The 18,720-nt window shown below is 70.6% G+C and carries 9 protein-coding genes and 1 pseudogene; 1 reads left to right on the top strand and 9 read right to left on the bottom strand.

Annotation, left to right across the window (positions count from 1 at the left end; translation table 11 throughout):
* From AC07VX_RS26375 to rpsL, 4 genes and pseudogenes are all read right to left on the bottom strand, one after another.
* A pseudogene (locus AC07VX_RS26375) lies at nt 1-77 on the bottom strand (GTP-binding protein); the annotation flags it as partial.
* A 130-nt stretch (nt 78-207) separates the two neighbouring features.
* The gene (gene fusA / locus AC07VX_RS26380; protein ID WP_493167839.1) at nt 208-2,313 is read right to left on the bottom strand and encodes an elongation factor G; all 2,106 of its coding nucleotides are present in this window, start codon (nt 2,311-2,313) and stop codon (nt 208-210) included.
* Nucleotides 2,314-2,381: 68 nt separating this feature from the next.
* Entirely contained in the window at nt 2,382-2,852 is a 471-nt protein-coding gene (gene rpsG / locus AC07VX_RS26385) for a 30S ribosomal protein S7 (protein WP_056194782.1), read from the bottom strand.
* 148 nt (nt 2,853-3,000) lie between these two features.
* Complete coding sequence (gene rpsL / locus AC07VX_RS26390) at nt 3,001-3,375, bottom strand: 30S ribosomal protein S12 (protein ID WP_056194784.1); 375 nt, start codon at nt 3,373-3,375, stop codon at nt 3,001-3,003.
* A 157-nt stretch (nt 3,376-3,532) separates the two neighbouring features.
* On the opposite strand from rpsL, the gene AC07VX_RS26395 reads away from it, so the two are divergent.
* Nucleotides 3,533-3,982 carry a putative toxin-antitoxin system toxin component, PIN family gene (locus AC07VX_RS26395; protein WP_493167838.1) on the top strand — a complete coding sequence of 150 codons (450 nt, stop codon included), beginning with the start codon at nt 3,533-3,535 and terminating at the stop codon, nt 3,980-3,982.
* Between the two features lie 3 nt (nt 3,983-3,985).
* Here the strand turns inward: AC07VX_RS26395 and AC07VX_RS26400 are convergent, their stop codons facing one another.
* From AC07VX_RS26400 to AC07VX_RS26420, 5 genes are read right to left on the bottom strand one after another with little or no spacing between them, the layout of a single operon-like run.
* Nucleotides 3,986-6,082: a site-2 protease family protein gene (locus tag AC07VX_RS26400; RefSeq protein ID WP_493167837.1), complete on the bottom strand. Its 2,097-nt coding sequence runs from the start codon at nt 6,080-6,082 to the stop codon at nt 3,986-3,988.
* Nucleotides 6,083-6,085: 3 nt separating this feature from the next.
* Nucleotides 6,086-7,450 (bottom strand): efflux RND transporter periplasmic adaptor subunit, encoded by a 1,365-nt coding sequence (locus AC07VX_RS26405; protein ID WP_493167836.1) that lies wholly within the window; start codon nt 7,448-7,450, stop codon nt 6,086-6,088.
* A gap of 1 nt (nt 7,451) precedes the next feature.
* Nucleotides 7,452-16,127, bottom strand: a complete 8,676-nt coding sequence (locus tag AC07VX_RS26410; protein ID WP_493183977.1) for an Ig-like domain-containing protein — start codon at nt 16,125-16,127, stop codon at nt 7,452-7,454.
* Nucleotides 16,128-16,152: 25 nt separating this feature from the next.
* Nucleotides 16,153-16,935: an efflux RND transporter periplasmic adaptor subunit gene (locus tag AC07VX_RS26415; protein ID WP_493167763.1), complete on the bottom strand. Its 783-nt coding sequence runs from the start codon at nt 16,933-16,935 to the stop codon at nt 16,153-16,155.
* The gene (locus tag AC07VX_RS26420; protein ID WP_493183978.1) at nt 16,932-18,437 is read right to left on the bottom strand and encodes a TolC family protein; all 1,506 of its coding nucleotides are present in this window, start codon (nt 18,435-18,437) and stop codon (nt 16,932-16,934) included. Before AC07VX_RS26420 ends, AC07VX_RS26415 begins: the two co-directional genes overlap by 4 nt.
* Nucleotides 18,438-18,720: the final 283 nt, after the last annotated feature.

The raw sequence follows: 18,720 nt of genomic DNA on the forward strand, positions 1-18,720 counted from the left end.
GTCTTGCCGTGGTCGACGTGACCAATCGTGCCCACGTTCACGTGCGGCTTCGTACGTTCAAACTTGCCTTTTGCCATTTCTATTCTCCGAAAAGAGCGGATCGCCAGTCTGTTGGTTTAGCGTTTCCGCAGCGCCCGTGATTCCCGCCGACTGGCGAAGCGGGCGGGCCGCTGCGAAGACGATCTAGCGATTCAGTTCAGCAGTCGATCAGGACTTGCCGCGCGCCGTGATGATGGCGTCGGCCACGTTCTTCGGAGCTTCGCTGTAGTGCTTGAACTCCATCGTGTACGTGGCACGGCCTTGCGACATCGAGCGCAGGGTCGTCGAGTAGCCGAACATTTCCGACAGCGGAACTTCGGCCTTGATGACCTTGCCGCCACCGACCATGTCGTCCATGCCCTGCACCATGCCGCGGCGGCTGGACAGGTCGCCCATCACGTTGCCGGCGTAGTCTTCAGGCGTCTCGACTTCCACGGCCATCATGGGCTCCAGGATGACGGGGCTGGCGCGGCGGCAGGCTTCCTTGAAGCCCATCGACGCGGCCATCTTGAACGCGTTTTCGTTCGAGTCCACGTCGTGGTACGAACCGAAGGTCAGCGTGGCCTTGACGTCGACGACCGGGAAGCCGGCCAGCACGCCGTTCGGCAGGCTGTCGATGATGCCCTTCTCGACCGCGGGGATGTATTCGCGAGGAACCACACCGCCCTTGATGGCGTCGACGAACTCGAAGCCCTTGCCCGGCTCTTGCGGCTCGAGCGTCAGCACGACGTGACCGTACTGGCCCTTACCACCGGACTGGCGAACGAACTTGCCTTCGACGTCGGTGGCGGTCTTGCGGATGGTTTCGCGGTAGGCCACTTGCGGCTTGCCGACGTTGGCTTCCACGCCGAACTCGCGCTTCATGCGGTCGACGATGATTTCCAGGTGCAGCTCGCCCATGCCGGAGATGATGGTCTGACCCGACTCTTCATCGGTGCGCAGACGGAAGGACGGGTCTTCCTTGGCCAGGCGGCCCAGGGCGATACCCATCTTTTCCTGGTCGGCCTTGGTCTTGGGCTCGACGGCCTGCGAGATCACGGGCTCGGGGAAGACCATCTTTTCCAGCGTGATGATGGCTTCGGGGTCGCACAGGGTTTCGCCCGTGGTGACGTCCTTCAGGCCCACGCAGGCGGCGATGTCGCCAGCCAGAATTTCCGAGATTTCTTCACGCTGGTTGGCGTGCATCTGCAGGATCCGGCCGATGCGCTCTTTCTTGCCGCGGATCGGGTTGTAGACGCTGGCGCCCGACTGCAGCACGCCGGAGTAGACGCGCACGAAGGTCAGCTGACCGACATAGGGGTCGGTCATCAGCTTGAAAGCCAGCGCGGCGAACTTCTCGCCGTCGTCGGCCTTGCGGACGACGGGTTGGTCGTCTTCGTCGGTGCCCGGCACCGGCGGCACGTCGATGGGCGACGGCATGAAGTCGATGACGCCGTCGAGCATGCGCTGCACGCCCTTGTTCTTGAAGGCGGTGCCGCAGAACATCGGCTGGATTTCAGCGGCGATGGTGCGCTTGCGGATGGCGGTGACGACTTCTTCCTCGGTCAGATCGCCCGACTCGAGGTACTTGTTCATCAGCTCTTCGCTGGACTCAGCGGCGGCTTCGATCAGGTTTTCACGCCACTTGACGGCATCGGCCTGCAGATCGGCCGGGATGTCTTCGTAGGTGAACTTCATGCCTTGCGAGGCCTCGTCCCAAATGATCGCCTTCATCTTGATGAGGTCGATCACGCCGGTGAAGTTTTCTTCAGCGCCGATGGGAATGACGACGGGCACGGGGTTGGCCTTGAGGCGCAGCTTCATCTGGTCGTAGACCTTGAAGAAGTTCGCGCCGGTGCGGTCCATCTTGTTGACGAACGCGAGGCGGGGCACCTTGTACTTGTTGGCCTGGCGCCAGACGGTTTCCGACTGGGGCTGCACGCCACCCACGGCGCAATAGACCATGCAGGCGCCGTCCAGCACGCGCATCGAACGCTCGACTTCAATGGTGAAGTCGACGTGTCCGGGGGTGTCGATGATGTTGATGCGGTGTTCCGGACGGGCGAGATCCATGCCCTTCCAGAAGCAGGTCGTCGCGGCCGACGTGATCGTGATGCCGCGCTCTTGCTCCTGCTCCATCCAGTCCATCGTGGCGGCGCCGTCGTGCACTTCACCGATCTTGTGGTTCACACCGGTGTAGTAGAGGATGCGTTCGGTCGTGGTGGTCTTGCCGGCATCGATGTGCGCGGAGATACCGATGTTGCGGTAGCGCTCGATGGGGGTTTTGCGGGCCATGGTTTGCTCCAGAAGACAGGAGCCGCCAGCGGGTTGGTAGAAACCCGAGGCGGCTGAAAGACAGTGGTTTAGAAGCGGAAGTGCGAGAACGCCTTGTTGGCTTCTGCCATGCGGTGAACTTCGTCGCGCTTCTTCATCGCGCCGCCGCGGCCTTCAGCGGCCTCCAGCAGTTCATTGGCCAGGCGCTGGGCCATCGACTTCTCACCGCGCTTGCGAGCGGATTCCTTCAACCAGCGCATGGCGAGGGCCATCCGGCGGACGGGGCGAACTTCCACGGGAACTTGGTAGTTCGCACCGCCGACACGGCGGGACTTCACTTCAACCATGGGCTTCACGTTGTTCAGGGCGACCATGAACACTTCCAGCGGATCCTTGCCGATCTTCTTCTCGACCTGCTCCAGGGCACCGTAGATGATGCGCTCTGCGACGGCCTTCTTGCCCGATTCCATGATGACGTTCATGAACTTGGACAGATCGACGGAACCGAACTTGGGGTCCGGCAGGATTTCGCGCTTGGGTACTTCGCGACGACGTGGCATGGGATTCTTCCTTCTGCTTCAGTTGGAGGCGGCCTTATGGCCTGACTCCGCTGGACGACCACCGACATCTGGGGCCATCCACTTACTCGGCTGCCGAGCAGCCGCAACAACGTTGGGTCAGCTATGGAGCTGAGCCCGAACAGACGATTTACTTCTTCGGACGCTTCGCGCCGTACTTGGAACGCGATTGCTTGCGATCCTTGACGCCTTGCAGGTCGAGGGAGCCGCGGACGATGTGGTAACGCACACCGGGCAGGTCCTTGACACGGCCGCCGCGCACCAGCACGACGCTGTGCTCTTGCAGGTTGTGGCCTTCACCGCCGATGTACGAGATGACCTCGAAACCGTTGGTCAGGCGCACCTTGGCGACCTTACGCAGAGCCGAGTTCGGCTTCTTGGGCGTGGTGGTGTAGACGCGGGTGCAGACACCGCGGCGCTGCGGGCAGTTCTGCATCGCAGGCGACTTGGACTTGGTGACCTCGGCCTCTCGACCGTGGCGCACCAGTTGATTGATGGTTGGCATAAACGACTTGTTCCCGTTTGAAGTCAGTGAACCTCACTTTTCAGGCGCGCAGCAACGCACCGCCCAAAAGGCGAAGAGCCGGCGATTGTAGATCGGCCCGGGTTCCGGCACAAGTGGCCGGCCCGGAGCTGCCCAGACGGCGGGTAAGCTGACGCCCATGCAGCCCCCGCCCCCCCAGCGCGATCCGGCCCTGCCGGCCGCCGTCATCGACACCCAGGTCGTCATGGACTGGCTGGTGTTCCGCGACCCGGGCGTGCTGCACCTGGCCGAAGCCGTCACCGCCGGCCGCCTGCGCTGGCTGGTGGCGCCGGCGATGCGCGACGAGATCCGCCATGTGCTGGGCCGTGGCGTCGCGCAGCGCTATGCGCCGGACACCGGCTTCATCGAAGCCACCTTCGATACCCACGCCGAAGCGGTCGAGGCCGTCGAACCCTCGCCCCGCCTGGTCTGCCGCGACCCCGACGACCAGAAGTTCATCGACCTCGCCCTGGCCCGCCAGGCCCGCTGGCTGATCTCGCGCGACAAGGCCCTGCTGGCGCTGGCCAAGCGCGCCCGGCCGCGCGGCCTGCTGATCCTGCCGCCGCGGCTGTGGGCGCCGCCGGCCTGAGCCTCAGAACCCGGCCTCGCGCCAGAACAGCGCCGCGGCCGAGCGCAGCAACTGCCCCGCGGGCACGCGCCAGTCACCCTCGATGACGACCCGCCCGCGCAGGCTGCGCGGCGGCGCAGGGCCTGCGGCGTCCACGCTCAGCAGCACGCGGTAGACGGCCTGCTCCGGGTGCAGCTGCCCCTTGCGCTCGCGCACCAGCACGTCGCCACCGTAAAGGCTGGTCAGCTCGCCCTCGGCGATGCTGCGGCTGGCGTCGGGGTCGACGCGCGCGACCGCCAGCGCCAGCACCGGCGCGCTGAAGTCGTCGGCATAGAAGTGCGCCCGTGAGCCCTGCCGCACCCGGTCGACCTGCTGCTCGTCGAGATAGGCAACGACCTGCCAGCGCTGCCGGGACACCAGGCGGGCCAGTGGCTCCTGCGCACTCAACCAGTCACCCGGGCGCAGCTCGGGGTCGACATCGACGAGCACCCCGTCAAAGCCCGCGTGCGGCGCGTAGCGGGCGGCGTCGGCATCCAGGCTGGCCCACTCGGCCTCTGCGGCGCGCAGCTGCTCCTGCAGAACCTGCCATTGCGCCCGCTGCTCGTTGTCGAAGGCGCCGGCCGAGGCCTGCCAGCGGAGCCTGTCCAGCCGCGCCTGCACCTCGCGGCGGCGGCCGTCGAGTTCCGGCGAGCGCATCTGCAGCAGCAGCTCGCCCGCCCGCACCGGCGTACCGGCCGCGACCGCCAGCGCCTGCAGCTGGGCATGCGGCGGCGCATAGATCACCGTCTGATCGACCGGCCTCAGCAGCGCGCTGGCACCGATGCGGCCCGGCCAGGGCAGTCCGGCCAGCAGCACCAGGCCCAGCGCGACACCGGTGCTGACGCGGGCACGGCGGCTGCGTCGGATGTCGGCCCAGCGCTGGCGCCAGAAACCGAGCTCCCGCCACGGCGGCAGCAGCACGAACCAGATGATCTCGACGAGGAAGAGCAGGATGCCGACAGCCTTGATGAAGAAGGCATAGACCAGGGCCGCGATGCCGAGGAAGACGACGAGGCGGTAGAGCCAGGTCGCGTAGGCGAACAGGATGAGCCCGGCGCGGCGACGTGGCGTGAGCAGCTCGGGCGGCGGGTCGCCCAGGGCGAACAGGCGCTCGCGCAGATCCCAGCGCGCCAGCGCCGAGGCGCGGGCATGCAGATTGGGCATCTCCAGCCAGTCCGCCAGAAGGAAGTAGCCGTCAAAGCGCATGAAGGGGCTGGCGTTGATCGCGATGGAGCTGATCCACGTCGTCGTCGCCAGCATGAAGGCCGTCGACTTGGGCAGGCCCTCGGGCAGCAGGGCCCAGGCCAGCGTGGCCCAGGCGGCCACCGTCAGCTCGGTGACGACGCCCGCCGCCGCCACCGCCAGGCGGGCGCTTCGCCCCGTCAGCCGCCAGACCTCGTTGGTGTCGGTGTAGGCCACCGGCCACAGCACCAGGAAGGCCACGCCCATGGTCGGCACGCGGCAGCCCAGGCGCTTGGCCGTCACCGCGTGGCCCAGCTCGTGCAGCAGCTTCACGCCGATCAGCGCGGCGCCGTAGCTGGCCATGCCGGCCAGGCTGAAGCTGTCCACCAGCGTCGTCGTGAAGCGGTCCCAGTCGCGGTAGACCTCCACCAGGCCGGCCACCAGCGCCAGCGCCGTCAGCATCCAGAACGTGCGGCCGTAGAGAAAGTCCAGCCGCGGCGCGACCGCGCCCAGCCAGCGGTCCGGCCGCCACAGCGGGATGCGGAAGAAAAGATAGTTGTGCAGCAACCAGGCCCAGGCGCCGCCCTCGCGGTGCTGCCGGCGCGCAGCGAGCTGGGCCGACTGGCCCGGCGCCACGCGCAGCAGCTCGTTGTCGTGCAGGAAACGGGCGACGGCGAGCACGTCCGCCGCCTCCAGCTGCAGCGTCGTCTCGGCGGCCACAGCGGCGGCGATGGCGTCGGCCTCGCCCAGCGCCCAGTGGCGCAGCACCTCGAAGCTGCTCCAGTCGAGCTGGAAGTAGAGGTGGCGCACCGGGTCATGCAGGGTGTAGGACGGCTGGCCGTCGGCCAGCGGCGGGCCGGGCAGCAGCTCCAGTTCCTCGCGCAGCGCCGGCAGGCCCATCGCTCAGACCCCCAGCGCCTGGCGCACCACGGCCCAGGGCCGGCGCACCAGCCAGTAGCCCAGCGGCACCCAGTCGCCATGCAGCTTGGCCGTGCCCTTGAGGCCCACGCGCAGCGCCGAGGCCTGGTCGAGCCGGGCGCGCAGCCGGTAGGCGTAGACGCCGTTGGGGCGCAGCTGGGCCTCGTGCGAGATGTAGCGCAGCCGCGCTTGCACCGCGCGCAGCGGACTGGCCGCGAGGTAGAGGCTGACCGGCGCGCCGGGCTCGGCGTCGATGGCGTCACCCAGCGGCAGCCAGGCCTCCACCTCGACATCGCCGGGCGCGGCGACGCGCATGACGCGCTCGCCCGTCTGCACCGGCTTGCCGATCCAGTCAGCCGGATCGTCGAACAGCGCCTCGCCATCTTGCGGCGAGACGACGCGAGCGCGCTCGACCTGCTGGGCCAGGTAGCCGGCCTCGGCGCGCTTCTCCTCGATGCGGCCCAGCAGCTGCGCGAGCTGGGACTTGGACTTGGTGTCGTTGAGCGCCTGCTGCGCGAACTGGCGGTACTCGGCCTGGGCCACGTCCAGCGCCTGAACCGCCACGTCGCGCCGCGCGGCCAGCGCCGCCTCGTCGAAACTGAAGAGCGGCTGGCCGGCCTTGACGCGCGCATTGGGCTGCACGTGGAACTGGCCGATGACCCCGTCCAGCGGCGCGCGGATGACCGCTGGATGCGCCGGCACCAGCTCGCCCGGCGCCAGCACGCTCAGGCGCACCGGACAGGCCAGCACCGCCAGCACCAGCGCCGCCAGCGCCAGCCGCGGGCGGCGCCACCAGGGCCGGCCGGCCGGCACGGCCCAGGCGCTGGCCAGGCCGGCACGCAGCCGGGGCCAGCTCCAGCCGGCACGGCCCTGGCGGGCATGCCAGGCATGCGCCCAGGCCTGGGTCCAGTCGCCCAGCAGGGCCAGCGCGGCCGGTGTCCAGCCCGTGTCGCCGGCCAGCAGCAGCCCACCGGCGCGCGTGCCGGCGCCTGACGCGGGCAGGGGCAACCACAGCGCCTGCCCGGGCCACCAGTCACTCCAGGCCCCGGCCAGTTCGGCGGGCAGGTCAGCCGCCGTGAACGGCAGCGGCGCCTGCGGCTGGCGGGCCTGCAGCACGACACAGACGGCCTCCAGCCAGTGCACATAGGGCGCATTCGCCTCCAGCTGCACGACGCCGGACAGGGCCTGCACGCCGCCGCCGTCGAACCAAAGCGCCGCCTGCCGATAGGGCGCCAGCGCCAGGCTGTCGTTGACGGCCATGAAGCCCAGCTCCGCCGCACTGCCGGCCTCGCGGGCGCGCCGGATCAGACCCAGCAGGGCCAGCAGCGGATCGGCGTCCGGCGCGCTCACGTCAGCTCAGCGCCGGCTGCACGGCCTTGACCTCGGCAGGCATCGCGGCCCGCTGAAGCGTGGCCTGGCGCGACAGCTGCTGGATCTGCTGCGACAGTCCGATGCGCGCCGGCAGCGCCTGGCGCGCGGTGTCACCCGGCTTGAGCTTGAGGCGGAACAGCGTCGAGGCCTCGCGGCCGCCGTCGTCGCGGGCCGTCACCTTGATCTCGATCTGCTGCGGCGCATCCAGCGGCACGTCGCCCTCGAACTCGCCGGCCGTCGCGTTGAAATGCAGCCAGGCCGGCATCTCGCCGCCGTCGGTGCGCTCGACGCGCACCCGCACCACGGCCGTCTCGGCGGTGTGCATGAAGGCGTCCGGCGGCAGGCGGAAGCGGATGCGGCTGCCGCTGTCGAAGGACTGGTCGGGCACGCCGTTGAAGACGACCAGGGCGGGCGCGTCGGCCTTGACGACCTGGATGCGCATCGCCTCGCTGCCGTTGGCCGTGAGGGTGTCGGTCAGGGCGGCAACCGTGGCCGGCGCGCGCGTGTCGGCCACCGGAGCGGCGGCAGCGGGCGGCTCCGCGGCGGCCGGCGCCACGGCCGGCGCCGGTGCCGGCGGGGCCGGCGCCACCGGCTCGGCGGCGGCCGCGGCCGGGGCCTCGGCCGGCGCGGGGCGCACGCCGATGACGGCCTGGCCGTGGGCCGTGCTGCGGTTGCCCGCAGCGTCGATGACCGTGGCCGCGACGTCATAGGTCTGGGCCGCCAGGCTCTGGCCGGCTCGCGCGAGGTTCAGTGTCCAGGCATCGCCCTGCACGGTCAGCGCGGCATCCACGCCCAGCACGTAGGTGCGTCCGCCGATGCTGACCTGCAGGCCGCCGGCCGCGTCGGCGGCCGGGAAGCGGCCGGTCAACATGGGCTGGGCGTCGAAGCTGGTCAGCGCGTCGACGGCGGGCGCGGCGGGCGCCTGCGTGTCCACCGACAGGTTCAGCAGGTTGGACGCGGTGCTGTCGTTGCCGGCTGCATCGTCGAAGCGTGCCGCGGCCACCTGCACGGCAGCCAAGGCGGTGCTGGCCGCGGCCGGCGTGAAGACGGCCGTGTAGGTCGCGGCATCGACGGCGGTGAACTGGCTCAGCGTGCCGCCGCTGGCGGCGATGTCGGCCAGCGTGAAGCCGTTGCTGCCCGGCGCCTCGCTGAGCTTGAAGGTGAGCACGGCGGTCTCGCCGGCCTTCAGCGCGGTCCGGTCGGCGCCGATGACGATGGCCGGCGCGCGGGTGTCGAGCGTGAAGCTCAGCGGCGCGCTAGCCGGGCCGGAGTTGCCGGCGGCGTCGGTCTGGCGCACCTGGACGGTGTTGGCGCCCTCCTCGGCCGTGAAGCTGCGGCTCCAGTGGATGCCGTCGACGCTGTACTCGACGACGGCGCCGGGCTCGATACCGCCCAGGGTGAGCGTCGGCACGCGGGTGACGCGGTCGGCTGCGCCCTGGCCGCTGTCGACGGCCAAGCTTACGACGGGCGCCGCCGGGGCCTGGGTGTCGACGCCCAGGCTCAGTGTGTTGGAAGCCGTCGCATCGTTGCCGGCCACGTCGTTGAAGCGGGCGGCAGCGACGCCGACGACCGCGCTGGCCGTGCTGCCGGCCAGCGGCGCCAGGCGGGCGGTGTAGGTGGTGGCATCGATCTGCTGGAAGCCGCTGAGCGTGCCGCCGCTGACGCCGACGTCGGCCAGCGTGAAGCCGTTGCTGCCCGGCGCTTCGCTGAGCGTGAAGGTCAGCAGCGCGGTCTCGCCGGCCTTCAGCGTCGTGCGGTCGGCGCCGATGGTGATGCCGGGCGCCCGCGTGTCGAGCGTGAAGCTCAGCGGCGCGCTCGCCGGGCCGGAGTTGCCGGCCGCGTCGGTCTGGCGCACGTAGACGGTGTTGACGCCTTCCATGGGAGTGAAGCTGGCGCTCCAGGTCTGGCCATCGCGGCTGTATTCGACGGTGGCGCCGGGCTCGATGCCAGCCAGCGTCAGGCGGCCATCGTTGCTGACGCGGTCGCCGCCGCTCTGGCCGCTGTCGGTCGCCAGCGCCACGACCGGTGCCACCGGCGGCTGCGCATCGACCGCCAGCGTGACGGTGTTGGAAGCCGTCGCATCGTTGCCGGCCGCGTCGTTGAACTGCGCCGCGGCGACGTTGATCACGCCGCTGGCCTGGCTGTTCGGGGCAGGCGTGAACCGTGCCGTGAAGTGGGTGGCGTCCACCTGCTGGAAGCTGCCCAGCGTGCCGCCGCTCACCGCGATGTCGCCCAGCGCGAACGCGTTGCTGCCGGCGGCCTCGCTGAGTGTGAAGCTCAGCAGCGCGGTCTCGCCGGCCTTCAGCGCCGCGCGGTCGGCGCTGACGCTGATGGTGGGGGCCTGCGTGTCCAGCGTGAAGCCGTAGGCCGCGCTGGCCGGGCTCACGTTGCCGGCCGCGTCGGTCTGGCGCACGTAGACGGTGTTGGCGCCCTCGGTGGCCGTGAAGCTCGTGCTCCACGTGGCGCCATCGAGGCTGTACTCCACGCGGGCGCCTGCCGCGACGCCGTTGAGCGTCAGGCGACCATCTTTGCTGAGGCGATCGCCGCCGCTCTGGCCGCTGTCGGTCGTCAGCGCCACGGCCGGCGCGGCCGGCACCTGGGTATTCACGCCGAGCGTGACGGTGTTGGAAACCGTGGCGTCGTTGCCCGCCGCGTCGTTGAACTGCGCCGCGGCGACGTTGATCACGCCGCTGGCCTGGCTGTTCGGAGCGGGCGTGAACCGTGCCGTGAAGTGGGTGGCGTCCACCTGCTGGAAGCTGCCCAGCGTGCCGCCGCTCACCGCGATGTCGCCCAGCGCGAACGCGTTGCTGCCGGCGGCCTCGCTGAGCGTGAAGCTCAGCAGCGCGGTCTCGCCGGCCTTCAGCGTCGTGCGGTCGGCGCTGACGCTGATGGTGGGGGCCTGCGTGTCCAGCGTGAAGCCGTAGGCCGCGCTGGCCGGGCCGGTGTTGCCGGCCGTGTCGGTCTGGCGCACGTAGACGGTGTTGGCGCCCTCGGTCGCCGTGAAGCTGCTGCTCCAGCTCGTGCCGTTGCGGCTGTATTCGACCGTCGCGCCCGTCTCGACGCCGCTCAGCGTCAGGCGGCCGTCGCTGCTGAGGCGGTCACTGCCACTCTGGCCGCTGTCGGTTGTCAGTGCCACGCCCGGGGCGGCGGGCGGCTGCGTGTCCACCACCAGCGTGACCGTGTTGGAGGCCGCGGCATCGTTGCCCGCGGCGTCGTTGAACCGAGCCGCGGCGACGCTGATCACGCCGCTGGCCGTGCTGCCCGTGGCGGGCGTGAACCGTGCCGTGAAGTGGGTGGCGTCCACCTGCTGGAAGCTGCCCAGCGTACCGCCGCTCACCGCGATGTCGCCCAGCACGAACGCGTTGCTGCCGGCGGCCTCGCTGAGTGTGAAGCTCAGCAGCGCGGTCTCGCCGGCCTTCAGCGCCGCGCGGTCGGCGCTGATGCTGATGGTGGGGGCCTGCGTGTCCAGCGTGAAGCTGTAGGCCACGCTGGCCGGGCCGGTGTTGCCGGCCGTGTCGGTCTGGCGCACGTAGACGGTGTTGGCGCCCTCGGTCGCCGTGAAGCTGCTGCTCCAGCTCGTGCCGTTGCGGCTGTACTCGACCGTCGCGCCCGTCTCGACGCCGCTCAGCGTCAGGCGGCCGTCGTTGCTGAGGCGGTCGCTGCCACTCTGGCCGCTGTCGGTCGTCAGCGTCACGCCGGGCGCTGCAGGCGGCTGCGTGTCGACGCCGAGGGTGACGGTGTTGGACGCCGCGGAGTCGGTGCCGCCGGCGTCGTTGAACCCGGCGGCCGCTACGCCGACGACGCCGCTGGCGGTGCTGCCGGCCGTGGGCGTGAACACGGCCGTGAAGTGCGTCGCGTCCACCTGCTGGAAGCTGCCCAGCGTGCCGCCGCTGACGCTGACGTCGCCCAGCGCGAAGGGGTTGCTGCCGGGCGCGGCCGAGAGCGTGAAGCTGAGCAGGGCGGTCTCGCCGGCTTTGAGCGCGCTGCGGTCGGCGCTGATGGCGATGGTGGGGGCGGACGGCGCGTTCACGGCCGCCAGCGTGAAGCTGGTGGACACGGCAGCGCCGTGGCTGTCAGTGCCGGTGAGCGTGACCGTCTGCGCGGCGCTGGCGCTGGACGGAGTGCCGGTGAACTGGCGCGTCGCGGCGTCGAAGCTGGCCCAGGCCGGCAGGCCGGAGGCGCTGTAGCTGACGGTGTCGCCGCTGTCGACGTCGGCGAAGGCCGGCGCGGTGTAGCTGAAGGCGCTGCCGACGGTGGCGGTCTGGTTGACGGGCGCGGCGGGCACGGTGGGCGCGTCGTTGGCGCCGTGGATGGTGATGTCCAGCGTGGTGGCCGCGGTCTGGCCGCTGCCGTCGCGGGCCTGGTAACTGAAGCGGTCGGTCAGCGTGTCGCCGGCGTTGAGCGCCTGGACGGCGGACAGGCTGTTGTCCAGCGTGTAGCTGAAGCTGCCGCCGGCGGCAATGCTGAGGCTGCCGTAGCTGCCGGCAATGACGGTGGGGCTGCCGCCACCGACGGCGGTGGCAGCGCCGGTGAGCGAGGCGCCGCGCTCGACGGCGCTGACGGTGAGGCTGGCACCGGTATCGTTGCCCAGCACCTGGCCGCCGGGGTTGCTGCCCGCCGTGCCGTTGGCCACGCCGCCGGCCTCGGTGGCGTCGGCGGCATCGGCCATCACGGCCGGGCCGGCGCCGTTCGCGGCCACGGTCAGCGAGAAGGTGGCAGCGGCGCCGAGGGCGCCGTCGCTGCCCGTGAGCTTGAAGCTGTAGCTGCCGACTTCGCCGGCCGTCGGGCTGAAGCTGAACCCGCGCGTGGCGGGGTCGAAGCTGACCCAGGCGGGCAGCGGGCTGCCGTCGGCCAGCGTGGCGGTGTAGGTGAGCGAGGCGTTGTCGACGTCGGAGAACGCGGGCGCGACGAAGCTCTGCGTCTGGCCCTCGGTCATGCTGCGGTTGCCGATGGCGCCGGCCACCGGCGCGTCGTTGGCACCGTTCACGGTGACGGTCAGCGTGGCCGTGGCGGTCTGGCCGTTCTGGTCGGTGATCTGGTAGCTGAAGCTGTCGGTCAGCGTGCCGCCGCCGTTGAGGGCCTGCACGGCGGCGTTGGCGTTGTCGACGACGTAGCGGTAGCTGCCGTCGGCCCCGACGCTGAGGCTGCCGTAGCTGCCGGCCACGGTGGTGGCGTTGCTGCCGGAGGTGCTGGACGCGGCCACGCCGGCCGCGCTGCCGTCCAGCGTCGTGCCGGCCTCGGCGGCGGTGACGGCGATGTAGCTGCCGCTGTCGTTGCCGATCAGCGAGCCGCTGGGGTTGCTGCCCGCCGTGCCGTTGGCCACGCCGCCGGCTTCCGTCGCGCTGGCCGTGTCGGGCGCGGCCGTGGGCTGCGCATTGGTGTTGTAGACCACCACCGTGCTGGTGGCCGTGTTGGATGCCAGGTTGTTGGCGTCATAGGCGGTGAAGCCGATGACGCGGCCCGCGCCGCCGTAGGGGTTGCTGGAGGTGTTCTCGTAGCGCAACGCGGTCAGCAGCGTCTCCATCTGGGCCAGCGTCATGGCCGCGGCGGCCGAGAAGCTCAGCGTGGCCACGCCGCCGCTCACGCTGACGGTGTAGCCGTAGGCCAGGCCGCCCAGCGTGAAGCTGCCGCTGCCGTTGGCCAGGCCGCCCAGGTTCGCGATGCTGGTGTTGGCGCCGCTGGCGCCGTTGATGACGAGGTGCTCGGCGCTGCCGTCGCGGAACTGCGCTGCCGTGAGGGTCAGCGCCAGCCTGGCGTAGCTGCCGTTGTCGGCATCGGCCACATGCAGGCCGGTGGGGCCGGCCAGCGGCGCAGCGCCGGCATCGCCCTGGGTGTAGGTGGTGACGAAGCCGGTGCTGGCGACGTTGGCGGGGCTGAGGTCCAGCGTGGGTGCGTCGTTGGCGCCGTTGATGGTGACGTTCAGGCTGGCCGTGCTCTTGCCGCCCGCGGTGTTCTGCAGCGTGTACTGGAAGGACTCGGTCAGCGAAGCGCCGCTGTTGAGTGCATTGACGCTGGCGTTGCCGTTGTCCAGCGTGTAGCTGTAGTTGCCGTTGGCGTACAGGCGCAGCGTGCCGTACTGGCCGGTCAGGTCCACGAAGCTGCCGGCGGCAATGGCGGTGGCCGTGCTGGCACTGGCGGTCTGGCCGGCCACGACGGTGTTGCTGCCGGAGGGCGTCGTGTCGTTGCCGAGCACGCTGCCGCTGGCGATGTTGGATGCGGCGTCCTCGGTGACGGCCGCGGTGTCGTCGACGGCCCGCGGGTCGCTCGCGGCGGAGCCGAGCACGGTGACGGCCAGCGTCGCGCTGGACGTGGCGCCGGCGGCGTCGAGCATGGCGTACTTGAAGCTGTCCACCGCCGAGCTGCCGGCCGCCACCGCGTTGGCAAAGGGCGTGTAGGTGTAGCTGCCATCGGCCGCGAGCGCCAGGCTGCCGTAGGTGCCGGTCACCGTGGTGCCCGCGGCCGCCGAGAAGCTCAGCGTGCCGCTGGGCGCGCCCGAGAGGGTGTGGTCCAGCGTGACGACGGTGTTGCCGCCGCTGATGCTGACGGCGCTGACCTTGGTGCCGGCCGGGATGTTGGTGCCGCTCACGCTCATGCCGACGGCGACGCTGCCGTCGACGCTGCCGACGGTCACCGTGGAAGTCTGCACCGTCGTCGCCGTGGACACGGTGGCCAGCTTCTTGCCGTTGGTGTTGGTGAAGGAGTTGACGTTGCTGTTGTCGAAGGCGACGCCGGCGCCGTTACCGACGGTGTAGTTCGTCGGCGAGGCGCTGAGCTGGATGGCATAGGTGCCGTCGGCGTTCTTGACCGTGGAGGTCACCGTGACGGGCGTGGTGCCGTTCTTGAGCTCGTAGTAGGTGCCGCCGGACAGCATGTAGACGTAGTAGCCGGCCGAGACATTGTTGAGCGTGGAGGCGGCCGAGAAGGACAGGCTTGTCGTCGAGCCGCCGGCCGTGTAGCTGACGAGGCTGCCGCTGGCGACGAGGCCGGCGATGGTCTTCGTCTCGCCGTTGCGGTCGACGTCGGCATCGTTGGCCAGCACGTTGCCGGTGCCGAGCTTGCCGAGCAGGTCGCTGCCCGTGTAGGCGCTGGCGTCGGTCAGCAGCGTGGCCTTGGCGGTGCCGTAGTCGTTGGCGGCCACCGGAGCGTCGTTCTGGCCCTGGATGGTGACGGTCAGCGTCGTGGCGACGAGGTTGCCGCCGGCATCCCGCACGGTGTAGCTGAAGCTCTCGGCCAGCGTGTCGCCGGACGTGCGCAGGGCCTGCACGGCGGCGATGCTGTTGGTGACGGCGTAGCTGTAGCTGCCGTCGGCGCCGATCTTGAGCACGCCGTACTGGCCGGTGACCGAGGTGCCGGTGGCGGCCGTGGTGCCGGAATTGACCTTGGCCTGGGTGGCGGTGCCGGTGCCCGCCGCGATGACGCTCAGGCTGCTGCCCGTGGCGACATGGCTGTCCAGCACGTTGCCGGAGCCGTCGCGGCCGGCGCCCGTGCCCGACTCGATGGCCGTCAGCGCCCCGAAGGAATAGCTGGTCGTCGCGCTGACGCTGGGCAGCCCGGTGTCGAGCAGCGCGTTCAGCGCCGAGGCGACGGGGTCGCTGCTGGTGCGCACCAGGCTGCCGCCGCTGTAGGCCGTGGTGTCTGCCGACACCTGCACCAGGTAGACCAGGTCGTCCGCACCGCCCACCAGACCGTCGGCGCCTGTGGAATAAAAGTAGAAGGCGTTGGTGGTGCTGCCCGTCTTGAACTGGCGGCTGATGACGCCGCCGATGCTGTGCACGACGCCGCTGCTGTCGCTGTAGACGAGGTTGCCGGCGACGTTGTTGCCAGCGAAGTACGGTGCAGCGGGGTCGGCCGAGATGAACTTGATGCTGCCCGCCTGAGCATCGACCTGGCTGGCCAGCGTGATGCTGGAGGCCTGCAGGCTCCAGGCCGAGGGCGTGGCGGCGTAGACGGCCTTGAAGGTGACCGAGGCCTGCTCCACCTCGACGCTGGCGCCGTCGATGAGCAGCGTGGCGTGGTCGTCGGCGCCGACGCGCGCGGCGTCGGCCGCGGTCTCGCCCAGCACGCGGATGGCGAAGGCATCGCCCTCGTCGCCGGCCGTGTCGACCCGGCCATTGAGCGCGGCATCGAGGCTGTGGCCCAGCTCCTCCACAAGCACGCGTTCGATGCTCGTGCTGCCGGGGCCCATCGCCAGCCAGTCGGCGTTCAGGTAGATGACCGGGCGGCCGTCCGGGCCCTGGGCCGCGAAGGCGCCCATCGCGCCGCGCAGTTCCAGGTTGGAGCGCAGCTGCACCTCCACGCCATAGCGGCCGTTCTGCACATCGCCCAGCAGCTGGCGGGCCGCCGCCGACCAGGCGGCGGAAGGCGCCGTCTGGCCCCCGTTGAAGAGGCCGAAGAGCTGGCTGCCGGCGTCAGGCCGGCCGAGGAAGTCGGCGACGGCCTTCTCGGCCAGCTGCTGGGCAGCGGCCAGGGCCGCCGAGGGCGCCTGGGCCGCGGCGGCGAGGTGCAGCAGGCCGGCATCGGCCGCCACGGGCTGCTTGCTCAGCGCCTCGCCCGCGGCAGCGCCGTCGAACATGTAGCGCTGCTCCAGCGCCATCGGCGCGGGCGCCTGGCGGCGGATGCGGGAGGACGATGTCAGCGGGCGCTGCGGCAGCTTCATGGGGACTTCCTGAAAGACACGCGGCTCAGGGCCGGGCGGGCGGGAGCAGCGTGACCTGGCCGCTCATGCCGGACACGAGTTCGGGAAAGCGGCCGTCGATGGTGGCCGACAGCTTGATGGACTGGCTGACCGGGTCGACCCGGGCGCCCATGCGCTGGATCTTGGCCGGGTAGCTGCGGCCGGTCTCGTCGATGCGGACCTGGAAGCCGTAGCCCGGACGCAGCCAGGCCATCCATTTGGACGGCACGATGAACTCGAGTTCGAGCACCGAGTCGTCAAGGATCTCGAGCAAGGGCTGGCCGGGTTGCACGAACTGCTGCTCGCGCACCTTCTGCTCGGCCACGCGGCCGGCAAAGGGGGCCGCGATGCTGCACTTGGACAGCAGCGCCGCGTGCGTGGCCAGCTCGGCATTGGCCTTGGCCACCTCGGCCTCGGAGAGGTCGAGCTCGACCTTGCCGATGGATTGCAGCTCGTTGAGGCGCTGGTTGGCGCGCCAGGTCTGCTCGGTGGCGCCGAGAGCGGCCTTGGCCTTGTTGAACTGCGTCTGTTGCACCGAGCAGTCGAAGCCGACCAGCACCGCGCCGGCCCGGAAGCTGCCGCCTTCGGGCACCGGCAGCGCGCGCACCTTGGCGCCGATCTCGGCGGCAATGGTGGTGTAGCGGCGCGGCGTGAGCTGGGCGCGGATCTCGCGCTTGTCCAGGGTGCTGGCCGGGTCGGCCGCCGCGGGCCCGGCGGCCTTGGCGACGGGCGCGAGCAGCAAGGCGCCCCACAGCACGGCGGTCCGCCCCGCCAGCGCGCGCGCGCTCATGGGCGGCCCGCCGCAGGCGCGGCCAGCTGGCCGGTATCCCAGCGCTGCATGGCACCGGCCACGGCCTGGGTCAGCGCGGCGACGCTCATGTTCTGCGCCCCGTCGATCTGCGGCTCGGCACCCAGCGTGGCCTGCAGCTTGCTGACGGCGGCGTGGACGGTGGCCATGGCCTGGTAGCGGCGCAGCTCGCTGAGGATGGCGCTGGTCTGGTTGGCGATGCGGTCCAGCCGGGTCTGCGTCTGGGCCTGCTCGCGGTTGCCGATCTGCTCGGCGATGCCGCGGTCGACCTTCCAGATGCCGTCGGCGCGCTGGTACTGGCGGTAGGCGTTGCCCAGCTGCAGGCGGGCGAGGTGCACCTGGGTCAGCACACCCATGGTCGCGGCCAGCCGCTGCTGCTGCGCCAGCTCGACGCCGGCCTGGCCCACGGCCTTCTGCGTGCCCAGGCTCAGCAGCCCGAACAGGTTGTAGGACAGCTGCACGCCGGCCTCGTTCCAGCTCTGGTTGATCAGGTAGCTGTCGTTGCTGTGGCGCACGCCGTAGCTGAAGGACAGGCCCGGGAAAAGCCGGGCCAGGCCGCGGCGCGCCTCGTCGGCGGCGATGCGGGTGTTGTAGAAGGACTCGCGCAGGTCGGCGTTCTGCGCCAGCGCGCGCTCCTCCAGGGCCTCGGCAGGCGCGTCCTGCCACCAGGTCGACAGGGCCTGTGCCGGCTCGACCACCGGCAGCTCGCCGGTCAGCGGCAGCCGGGCCAGCGCCGCCAGCTCGATGCGGGCCGAGGACAGCTCCTGGTCCACCGACTCCAGCAGCCGCAGGTTTTCCAGCAGCTGGCGCTGGTAGCGCAGCGCATCCAGCGGGCTGCGCAGGCGCTCCACCTCGGCCTTGCGCGACAGCTCCAGCGCACCCTCGGCGTCTTCGATGGTGGACTGCACGGTGGCGCGCAGCTTCTGCGCGCTGGCCAGGCGCCAGAACGCGGTGCGCACGTCCTGCACCAGCAGGTGCAGGGCCTTGCGGCGGCGCTCGCCGGCAACGAGGAAGCGGCTGGCACCGACGCGCGAGGCGTAATAGCTCTGGCCGAAGTCCAGCAGGCTCCAGGTGAAGCTGAGGTCGGTCGACAGCGCCGCGCGGTCGCTCGACACATAGGGGTTGGCCAGCGAGGGCGCGCCGGTGACGGAGTCGCGGCTGCGTGTGATCAGCTCGTTGCTGCGGTCGCGGTAGCCGGCGGAGGCCACCAGCTTGGGCAGCATGTCGTACTGGCCGGCCTGCCACTGCCCCTGGGAGAGCGCCTCCTCCATCAGCCGCACGCGGCGGTCGAGGTTGTATTTGATGGCGCGGGCGATGGCTTCTTCCAGCGACAGCGGCCCGCTCAGGGGCTCCACCTCGTCGCGGAGCTGCCGCAGATCGGCCACGCTGGCCGCCACGACGCTGTCGGGCGTCAGCGGCTGGGGCCGGCTCGTCGCACAGCCCGCCAGCGCCAGCGCCGCTGCCACGCCCAGCCATGCGGTCAACCCGCCCGCCGCCCTGCCCTTGTCCTGACTCGCCATCTGCTCAACCTCCGGCCATCGGGCCAGAGGCCCACATTGCAAACGATTGACTGAATCTTCCGGCAAGGCCGCGCCGCGTGCGCGACCGGCACGAAGGGCATCTGCGGATTTTTCACTTCAACGCCGCATTTCCAGGCGACGGTGTCAAATCCATCACTTCGGCGGCCATGAAAAATCTATGGTCACCCCGCTTTTGCAAGCGCTGACGGCGATGTGAAGTGGCTTGCGTAAATCTATCCGGCGTCTG

It is taken from the genome of Roseateles sp. GW821-FHT03B02, assembly GCF_059421025.1.